This is a genomic window from Solibaculum intestinale (assembly GCF_040096205.1).
In the GTDB taxonomy this organism is placed as follows: Bacteria; Bacillota; Clostridia; order Oscillospirales; family Acutalibacteraceae; genus Solibaculum_A; species Solibaculum_A intestinale.
The window spans coordinates 1-9,336 of the sequence record NZ_JBBMFD010000041.1 but is presented as its reverse complement, the minus strand read 5'-3'; the positions used below and the strand labels follow the sequence as shown (position 1 = coordinate 9,336).

At 56.2% G+C, this 9,336-nt stretch carries 10 protein-coding genes; 5 read left to right on the top strand and 5 right to left on the bottom strand.

Annotation, left to right across the window (positions count from 1 at the left end; genetic code table 11):
- Positions 1 to 542: 542 nt before the first annotated feature.
- The gene (locus WMO26_RS13045; RefSeq protein WP_349221064.1) at positions 543 to 734 is read left to right on the top strand and encodes a YlcI/YnfO family protein; all 192 of its coding nucleotides are present in this window, start codon (positions 543 to 545) and stop codon (positions 732 to 734) included.
- Positions 724 to 1,200: an SLOG family protein gene (locus WMO26_RS13040; protein ID WP_349221062.1), complete on the top strand. Its 477-nt coding sequence runs from the start codon at positions 724 to 726 to the stop codon at positions 1,198 to 1,200. Before WMO26_RS13045 ends, WMO26_RS13040 begins: the two co-directional genes overlap by 11 nt.
- A gap of 122 nt (positions 1,201 to 1,322) precedes the next feature.
- On the opposite strand, the gene WMO26_RS13035 is transcribed toward WMO26_RS13040, so the two are convergent.
- Together WMO26_RS13035 and WMO26_RS13030 are read right to left on the bottom strand one after the other, a co-directional pair.
- Positions 1,323 to 2,327, bottom strand: coding sequence for an SPL family radical SAM protein (locus WMO26_RS13035; protein WP_349221059.1), 1,005 nt, complete (start codon positions 2,325 to 2,327; stop codon positions 1,323 to 1,325).
- 1 nt (position 2,328) lies between these two features.
- Positions 2,329 to 3,834, bottom strand: a complete 1,506-nt coding sequence (locus tag WMO26_RS13030) for a sodium-dependent transporter (protein WP_349221057.1) — start codon at positions 3,832 to 3,834, stop codon at positions 2,329 to 2,331.
- Positions 3,835 to 4,092: 258 nt separating this feature from the next.
- Here WMO26_RS13030 and WMO26_RS13025 point away from each other — a divergent pair, with 258 nt between their 5' ends.
- Entirely contained in the window at positions 4,093 to 4,299 is a 207-nt protein-coding gene (locus WMO26_RS13025; protein WP_349221056.1) for a helix-turn-helix domain-containing protein, read from the top strand.
- Positions 4,300 to 4,396: 97 nt separating this feature from the next.
- Here the strand turns inward: WMO26_RS13025 and WMO26_RS13020 are convergent, their stop codons facing one another.
- The 3 genes from WMO26_RS13020 to WMO26_RS13010 form a co-directional block, all read right to left on the bottom strand.
- Positions 4,397 to 4,708, bottom strand: a complete 312-nt coding sequence (locus WMO26_RS13020) for a YbjQ family protein (RefSeq protein WP_349221054.1) — start codon at positions 4,706 to 4,708, stop codon at positions 4,397 to 4,399.
- Positions 4,689 to 4,916 (bottom strand): hypothetical protein, encoded by a 228-nt coding sequence (locus WMO26_RS13015; RefSeq protein ID WP_349221052.1) that lies wholly within the window; start codon positions 4,914 to 4,916, stop codon positions 4,689 to 4,691. Before WMO26_RS13015 ends, WMO26_RS13020 begins: the two co-directional genes overlap by 20 nt.
- Before the next feature lie 103 nt (positions 4,917 to 5,019).
- Positions 5,020 to 5,838: a prohibitin family protein gene (locus WMO26_RS13010; protein ID WP_349221050.1), complete on the bottom strand. Its 819-nt coding sequence runs from the start codon at positions 5,836 to 5,838 to the stop codon at positions 5,020 to 5,022.
- 461 nt (positions 5,839 to 6,299) lie between these two features.
- Here WMO26_RS13010 and WMO26_RS13005 point away from each other — a divergent pair, with 461 nt between their 5' ends.
- Together WMO26_RS13005 and WMO26_RS13000 are read left to right on the top strand one after the other, a co-directional pair.
- A complete protein-coding gene (locus tag WMO26_RS13005; protein ID WP_349221048.1) occupies positions 6,300 to 7,025 on the top strand; it encodes a class II aldolase/adducin family protein in 726 nt (241 codons plus the stop codon).
- A 160-nt stretch (positions 7,026 to 7,185) separates the two neighbouring features.
- Positions 7,186 to 9,279, top strand: a complete 2,094-nt coding sequence (locus WMO26_RS13000) for a sodium-translocating pyrophosphatase (protein ID WP_349221046.1) — start codon at positions 7,186 to 7,188, stop codon at positions 9,277 to 9,279.
- Positions 9,280 to 9,336 lie beyond the last annotated feature (57 nt).

Here is a 9,336-nt window from a genome sequence, read left to right as displayed (position 1 = left end):
CCCCCCCCCCCCCCCCCCCTTCTTTGCGCAAAGACCGGCAAACAGGATGGCCGGCGCCGTATTTCAATCCGCGCCCCTCTCGCGAGGAGCGACTCCGTCCACGCTTTTCAAACTGGGTGATCCCCTTTATTTCAATCCACGCCTCATGTGGGGCGACGTTGGAGCGAATGCACAATCCGCCCGATACTGGTTTTAACCCACGCTTCCCATAGGGAAAGCGGTTCGCCGTAATCAAACCGTCGCCGGTCAGCGCCTTGTTTCAACCCGCGCGCCCGGTATCCGGGCGCGGCAGAACCTCCGGCCTTACGCTTGGGTTTATAGACTGTCTTGCCCCGGGACCGCCAGCCTGTGAAATATTATCACGCGCTGGCAACCCCTTTCGTCCAGTAAAGGGGGCTGAGCCCCGTGCGGCGGGGAAAAGCAGCCCGATCGCGTCCGTGACCAACGCCTTCTTACCAACCCATATGTAAGACAAACGTAACACATACAAAGACGGCAATCCTGATTACAATTGTATCATAACTGAACAACAGGGTGATACCATGAAACGCTTCCAAATTCCTTCTATACCAGCCACCACCAGCAAAAGCATCCGCTTCCCCAACGACCTGGTCGAGCAGGTGGAGCAGGCCATCCAGGGGAAGGACTGCACCTTTTCCGCTTTCGTGGTGGAAGCCGTCCGCGCCGCCCTCCAGGTGGAGGAAGTCCGCCGGGAGGAAAGCCATGCCCTATAAAACCTGCTGTTTCACCGGCCACCGCCGCCTGCCGCCCGAAGAAATCCCCGCCCTGCGCAAGCGGCTCGAGGAAGAAATCCGCCGCCTTTACCGCGAGGATTTTCATTACTTTGCCGCCGGCGGCGCCCTGGGCTTCGATACTCTGGCCGCCCTCACTGTCCTTTCCCTGCGGAAAGAGCTGCCCGGCCTTCGCCTGATCCTCGTCCTCCCCTGTATCGACCAGACCCGCGGCTGGCCCCCGCAGGACGTGGACCTCTACGACTTCATCAAACGCCGGGCCGACAAGGTGGTCTATACCGGCCAAGGATATACCCCCGGCTGTATGCACCGGCGCAACCGCACCCTGGTGGAAGGGAGCGATTGCTGCCTGAGTTACCTTACCCGCCGCTCCGGCGGCACCTTTTATACCGTCGAATACTGCCGCAAACAGGGTGTTCCCGTCATCCATTTGGGAGCGGGGCTATGAACTTGATTCATAGCCCCGCTTCTTTCTGCAAAAAAGCCGTTGTAAATGGTGAAAAACACGACATAGTAACCAAAAAGCGTTTACAAATAGCAATATTGTGAGTATAATTCACCTATCGGAAATTACACCACATACCACACCCGATTTCCCGGGAAATACCGGCGCAGGAGCGAAACGATTGTCCTGCCCGCTTCCTCCCGCACCGTAGTTTGATAGGCGTATTTTCCCTTGCCCCGCCCGGTCATGAGACTTGGGTCAAATAAGTCCGGGGCCTTTGGGAAGGCTTCCTGGTTGATGGCCCGGTGGACGTAGCTGTAAGTCATGAAGATGACCTCAAAAAAGGCGGTTTTCTTCACTTCTTCGCTTAAGGTGTCCGCTAGTTGTTCGAACATTTCCAGGTACAGGGCTTCCCAGCCCTCCACCAGCATCACCGGCGCCACCAGAATCCCCACCGGGTATCCCGCCGCCTTGAGCTTGTTTAAGGCCGCCGCCCGGCCTGGGAGGGGAGAGGTTCCCAGCTCCACCCGGCGGATGAGGGCGGGAGGGTTCACGCTCATGCGAACCGTCACCCGTCCCCCGTGGTTGAGGCCCAGAATGCCGTCAACCATGTCGAACTTAGTCGGAAAGGTCAGAAACCCCTGCTTGGCCCTTTGAAACCCTTCGATGGTAAAGGGCAGGTTGCCGGTTATGGTGTTTTCCAAAATGAGGTCGGAATTGCTGCCGATTTCGAAGGTCAGAGGCCGGTCGGCCCGGTCGGCGGTGTTGATAAGCCGGTCGAGCATCTGCTCGCGGTTGACAAATACTCGCAAATAAGCGCATTTATTGTAATGGCACACCAGATAGCAGTACAAACACATGGCCGTGCACCCCGACGAGGTGTAGGGCACCAGATAATCGGAAGTCTTGTGGTTTTCCACATACCGGTGGGTTTTGCGGATGCCGAGAATGAGGGCCCGCTTCATCTTTGGAAAAGCGGCGTTGGGCTGCCGGCGCATTTCGGGGATGTTATTGTGGTTCTTGATAGGAATGCATGGCACGCCCGCAGCTTGGTAACGGTCGTAAAGCTCCCGGCCCAGCGGGTAGGAAAGGGCTGCTTCTTCGTAATAGACGGCATTGGGAGAAAACAAATCAGTCTTCCCCCTTGTCCGCGGCGGGCAGAGGTTTGCCTTTAGCCTGCTGCAAGCCGATGCCGGCCGCCAGGGCCAGCGCCACTGCCAGCCACCCGCCGATGATCAGATATTGATAATCAAAGCCCATATAGGGCGTTACAATATTGGAAATGACAAAGGAAATCCCGATGAGGATGAAGATGGCCGGGCAGAAATAGCGGATCATCACGTCCCACCACCGGCCGAATTTTGGTTTCGCGTAAAGGTTCAGGTGCTCGCGGATGGGCGCCGTACCGAACATCCATCCCACCGCGATGCACTCGGCGATGCCGATGAGCAGAAGCAGAAAGTTGTTGATGTGGTGGTCGATGATGTCCAGCCAGTAAAGGCCCGCCCCGCTTGTGAAGAACAGGGAGATCACGCCTCCGGCCAGGCACACGCCGATCAGGGTGCGCTTAGGGCTGAGGCCGAACTTGTCCGTCAGCGAATGGGTCACCGTTTCCACCATGCTGAAGGCCGAGTCAATGCCCAGGGTCAGCAGCATCAGGAAAAAGCACAGCGAGAAAAGAATCGTCACCACCTGCCCGCCTGGAAACGCGGCGATGGCTTGGGGATAGGTCACAAAGACCAGCATGATTCCCTGGTATTCCATGTCCCCGATGGGCGTGCCGGTGATGGTGGAAAGATAGCCCAGGGTGGTAAAGATGACAAAGCCGGAAAAAAAGCTGATGGCCGCGTCGCCGCCGCCGATGATGAGCGCGTCGCCGATGAGGTTGCTTTTCTTCCCTAGAAAGCTTCCGTATACGATCATGACCGACATGAGGATGCTCATGCTCACGAAGACCTGTCCGTAGGCGGCCGCCCAAAGGTTTACATCCCAAAGCTTGTTCCAGTCGGGGGTAATGTAGTAGCGGATGCCGTCCATGGCACCCGGCAGGGTCAGGCCGTGGATAAGAAGGGCAGCCAGCAGAGCGAGGGGCGTAATGACCGTGATTTTCGCGATCAGCCCCACCGTCTTGATCCCCTTGCGCAGGCAGAACCAAACGATTACCCACAGCACCGCCACCAGCAGGCAGAGCAGAGGGTTAAAGGACCCCAGCTCGCCGGGAGAGGCGGTCTGCTGTAACACGTTGTTTTTGAAATAATCCACGTCTCCCAGCCACTTCAGGGAGAAGGAATGGACGAAAAAGTCGGATGCCCAGCCTAAAATGACCATATAGTAGGTCACCACGATAAAGCTTGCGATTACGCCCAGCCAGCCGATCCATTCGAAGCGCTTGTTCATGCGGCCCATGGCCGAGGGCGCCGCCGCCTGGAACTTGCGGCCGATGGCCAGTTCCAAAGTCAGAAGAGGGACGCCCGCCGTCAGGATGGCCACCAGATAGGCCACCAGAAAGGTGCCGCCGCCGTTTTGAAACGCCTGGCCGGGAAAGCGCCAAAGATTGCCCAGCCCCACCGCTGAACCAATGGCGGCAAAAATAAAGGAACTGCGTGAGTTCCAGTGTTCTCGATGGTTGTTTTTCATGCCGTTTTCCCCGCCTCTTTCAAATGGTATCGATGATAAGAATTCCCCGAACGAGGCGTTTTATCCGAAGTAGAGCGGCACAGCCGCCTCGAACGAAAAGAGCAGAGCGGCCCAGATGGAAGGGCAAATTCTCCCAATCAGAGCCGCACCCTTCTGACAAAGGGATCAAGCCGGTTATACTGGCGTTTTCTGTCGCACTTCCGCAGCGTTGGGCGTGTGTTGCCCCGTTTGCCAATGCCAGGAGAGAGGTGCTGTTCTATGATTAGCTATCAGCCTTTTTACCAAACGCTCAAAGAAAAGAACCTGACGGAGTATTATCTGATTTTCAAGCAAGGCTTTTCCTCCAACACGTTATACCGGATGAAGCATGGCGGAACCATCACCACGAAAACGCTGGATACGCTGTGCTTTATCTTGGACTGCGACGTAGACGCCATCATCTCTTACGAACGTGACTCAGGATAAAGACCGCCCGATGCAAAAGGAAACTGCGGAGAAAGTGGCATGAAAAAAGACCGGCCGAGGATTTGGAAAAATCCCCGCCGGTCTTTTGCGTATACGTTTACTTGATCTTTACCGCCGTGCCGTACGCCATGACCTCCGCCGCTCCCTGCATGATCGCAGAGGACGCGTAGCGGATATTGAGCACTGCGTCGGCGCCCAGGGACTGGGCTTCCTCCGCCATGCGCTGGGTGGCGATGGACCGAGCTTCGTTCATCATTTCCGAATAAGCCTTGATCTCGCCGCCTACGATGGTCTTGAATCCGCTGAGCATATCCCGTCCGATGTTCTTCGATTGGACGATGCTTCCCTTTACCATGCCCAGCACCTCGAATTCCTTGCCCGGCAGGTAATCAATATTTAGTAATATCATCCTCTTGCCCCCTCTTTAATTCAATAAATCGTTCAATCAGCACCGCCACCAGCGCAGCGCTGGCACCGGTGGGCAGCAGGATCCCCGCTACCCGTACCCAGAAAGGCAGCACCGGATCAGGTGAAAAAAGGAACCAGCCGCCGATAGTAAGCAGATAGGCTAATAAAAGAACCACAATCACCACCGGTGCGATCAGCTTTTTCCACATGTCCATGCCCCCCTTTTCCATTGGTATGCTACCAGCATAGCACCAGATGCCTGCAAAAGCAATTTTCCGCTGCAAAACTTTATACTTTCTTTAAACTGGCAGGTTATTGAGCCGGCGTGCTGGCGGTGTCGTCCCCGGGCAGAGTGAAGAGAAAATCACCGCCGCCGTAGTAAGTGGGCATTTTACCGTCCCACTTCTGAATATACTCTAAATAGATCAGGTCCCTGGTGACTTCCTTGCTCTTTAACCGCAGGGCTTCCGCCTCCGCCTGCGCCTGGGTAATCTGCTGCTCCGCCTCGGTCTTGATGCGCTCTAAGTCGTACTTGGCCTTCAAGGCGTTTTGCTCGGCAATCTGCTTTTCTTCGATGGCTTTGTTAAACTGATCGGAGAAACCGAAGTCGATGATATTAAAACTGTCCACCAGGATGTATTTGTCCTTAAGCTTGGTGGCCAGATCGTCCTTCATCTGGGCGGAAACCGCGGTGCGTTTGGTGATGAGTTCCTCTGCGGTATACTGGGAGGTGACCGCCTTGACGCACTCGGCAATGGCGGGGCTGATGATGGTGCTTTCGTAGGCAGTTCCCACATTTTTAATCAGCTGGTCGGCCGCCCCCGCGTCAATGCGGTAGTTGACCGCGATGGTGCTGGAAATTTCCTGTAAGTCCTTGCTGGCGGAACTGGCGTCAGTCTCCATCTTGCGCACCCGTACGTCCACATTCTGCACGTTCTGCACAAAGGGAATCTTAAAATTTACCCCTTCCTGCAAGGTGCCCGTCTGGATGGCGCCGAAGGTGGTCAGAACACCGCGATGTCCCACCGGCACCACCGTAAAGCTGGACAGGATGACAAGAAGAACCAGCAGTGCGGCGACGATAATCAGCACGATTTTGGCGATCTTCTTTCCGGATAAGGTTGCGTTCATGGTATGTACCCCTTTCCTTGTACCGCTGCACACACGGTACGGACAGTATGGCCGGGCGGCCGTTTCTGTGCATGAATTTCGACGACCTCTTTTGTCCCGGTTTTCGATGAAATCAGCGGCCGCTGTCTTCTGCTTTGGGGCGGATTTGGCCCGGTCGAATACAGCGGAAAGGAAATTAAATTTACCTTCATGTTTAATATTATATACATTGCTGTGGAAATGTCAACGGATTCGCCGCATATTTCGAATTTTTGTATCTTTTTTCTGAATGATCCACTAGAAAACCGGCGATTTCACAATTTTTTTGTCTTTTTGAAAAATTTAATTGTAAAAATCTACTCACAATGTTATAATCAAAATACTATCCCTTGTTTCAAAATCTGCAGATTGTGGGAAGATTGGACAGCTCCCGCCGTTTCTGCGGGGAAACAAATACTTGCTCAGAAAGGCATGTGAATCGTATGCATTCCTTACAGGAAACCTACAAAGCGCAAATCGAAGAACTGGTGCGCGCCAGCAACCGGCTGGCCCAGATTGGGTTTGTCACCAGCCAGGGCGGCAACCTTTCTTACCGGGTGGCCGAGGACGTGATCCTCATCACTCCCACCAAGGTGGCCAAGGGTTCCATTCAGTTTGACGATATCTGCGCGGTCAACCTCAAGGGTGAGGTCCTTTATGCGTCCGAGGGGCGCCGCCCCACCGGCGAGTGGCCGTTCCACACCCGCATTTTTGCCCACCGTCCCGACATCAAGGGCATTGTACACGCCCATCCGCCCATCCTGACCGGCTTTGCCATTGCCGGGGGAGACTGGATGGCGAAGCCCTTCCTGCCCGAGCCCGCCATTGAGGTAGGCCCGATGATTATGGTTCCCTACGCCGAACCTCTCAGCGAGGAGCTGGCCCAGAAGTTCGACGCGGTCATTGAAAAGTCCAACGGTTTCTTAATGGAGAACCACGGCGCGCTGATGTGCAGCTGTGAAGGCGTGTATCGGGCGCTGGAGTTCTTGGAGATGATGGAAGCTATGGGCAAGTCCATCCTGGTGGCGAAAGTTCTTGGAAATCCCAAAGTCATTCCCATGGCGGACGTGATGAACCTAGAGCGGGTCATCAAAATCCGCGAAATGCCCATGCCGGGCCTTAAAGGCGTGGTCAATTCCCTGTCTGACTGCTTTGTGACCGAGGAATAAGCCGGGCTTACCTGCATAAAAATGCCAGGCGCAAGTTGCACTTGACCATTCATTCGTTTGCGGCGGCCGGTTCGGCCCGGCTGCCGCAACGGATATGGAACATAACCTCTGGATTCCATCATTCAGAGGCATTCTTTCTGTAAAAGGGGTTGCAAATGTTATGGATCTCATGTTCCTGACGCCTGTGGGAGCGGTGCTGGCGATCCTGTTTGCTGTCATGATGGCGGCACGGGTGCTCAAGTTCTCCGAAGGCTCGGACAAAATGGCGGGCATTGCGATGAACATTCGCAAGGGCGCCAACGCGTACCTGAAGCGGCAGTATATGATCGTCGGTATCTTTTTTGCCGCTATGTTCCTGATTCTCCTGGTTCTCGGCTTCTCTACCGACTTTATCACACCGTTCGTACCCTTCGCCTTTATCACCGGCGGCTTCTTCTCCGGCCTTTCCGGCTTTATCGGTATGAAGATCGCCACTGCGGCCAACGCCCGTACCGCCAACGCGGCCAAGGAAGGCCTCAACCGCGGCCTGCGGGTTGCGTTCTCGGCCGGTTCGGTCATGGGCTTCATCGTGGTTGGCCTGGGCCTTCTCGACCTGTCCATCTGGTACTATCTGCTTAAGTACGGCTTCTCGCTTCCCATTGAGCAGGTGACCTCCGCCATGCTGACCTTCGGTATGGGCGCTTCCAGCATGGCCCTCTTCGCCCGTGTGGGCGGCGGTATCTTTACGAAGGCCGCCGACGTGGGCGCGGACCTGGTCGGCAAAGTAGAAGCGGGCATCCCGGAGGATGACCCGAGAAACCCCGCCGTCATCGCCGACAACGTGGGCGACAACGTGGGCGACGTGGCCGGCATGGGAGCCGACCTGTACGAGTCCTACGTGGGCTCCATCATTTCCGCGTCTGCTCTGGGCGTCTCTGCCTTCTCGCACATTGAGGCGGTTTCCGGTGACCAGGCAGTCACCATTCCCATGGCTATGGCAGCCATCGGCGTCATCGCCTCTATCATTGGCTCCTTCTTTGTAAAAACCAAGGAAAACGCCAGTCAGAAATCTCTCCTGTCGGCGCTGCGCCGGGGCACCAACCTGGCGGCCATCCTGATCGCCATCATCGCCTTCCCGCTGGTGTGGTTCATGCTCGGGCAGGATTACATCGGCATCTACGGCGCGGTGGTTTCCGGCCTCCTCGCGGGTGTTGGCATCGGCTTCTTTACCGAGTACTTTACCTCCGACAGCTATAAGCCTACCAAGGACCTGGCGGAAACCTCCAAGACCGGTTCGGCCACCATCATCATCGGCGGCCTGTCTCTGGGCATGAAGTCCACCTTTGTCCCGGTCGTCATCGTGGGCGCATCGGTTCTGGTTTCTTACTTCATTTCCGGCGGCGCCAGCGACCCGGGCCTGGGCCTCTACGGCATCGCGATTTCCGCCGTGGGTATGCTTTCCACTTTGGGCATTACCCTGGCTACCGACGCTTACGGCCCGGTTGCGGACAATGCGGGCGGCATCGCGGAAATGGCCGGTCTGGATCCGGAGGTCCGCCGCCGTACGGATGCCCTCGATTCTCTTGGAAACACCACCGCGGCTACCGGCAAGGGCTTTGCCATTGGCTCCGCGGCGCTGACGGCGCTGGCCCTCATCGTGGCCTACACCGATCATATCGAGGAAATCAATCCCAACTTTGTTTTTGACCTGAGCATCAAAAACCCGGCTGTACTCATCGGCCTGTTCATCGGCGGTATGCTTCCTTTCCTGTTTGCCGCCCTCACCATGAAGTCGGTGGGCCGTGCGGCCCAGTCCATCGTCATGGAGGTCCGTCGTCAGTTTAAGGAGATCAAGGGGCTGATGGAAGGCAAGGCGGATGCCGATTACGCCGCCTGCGTCGACCTGTGCACCAAGTCCTCTCTGCGTGAGATGATCGCCCCGGCCCTCATCGCCATCATCGCCCCCATTGTGGTGGGCCTGATTTTGGGCGTCAACGGCGTGGTTGGTATGCTGGCGGGCGCCACCGTCTGCGGCTTCCTGCTGGCCATCATGATGGCAAACTCCGGCGGCGCGTGGGACAACGCGAAGAAGTACATCGAAAGCGGCAAGCTGGGCGGCAAAGGCTCCGACTGCCACAAAGCGGCGGTCGTGGGCGATACTGTGGGTGATCCCTTCAAGGATACCTCCGGCCCATCCATCAACATTCTGATTAAGCTTCTTTCCATGGTGTCTATCGTTTTCGCGGGCGTCGTGGTAACCTTCTCGATTCTGTAATTGATCCTGAAAAGAAACCCGGTGCGGCAATTTGCCGCCCCGGGTTTGTTGTTTTTT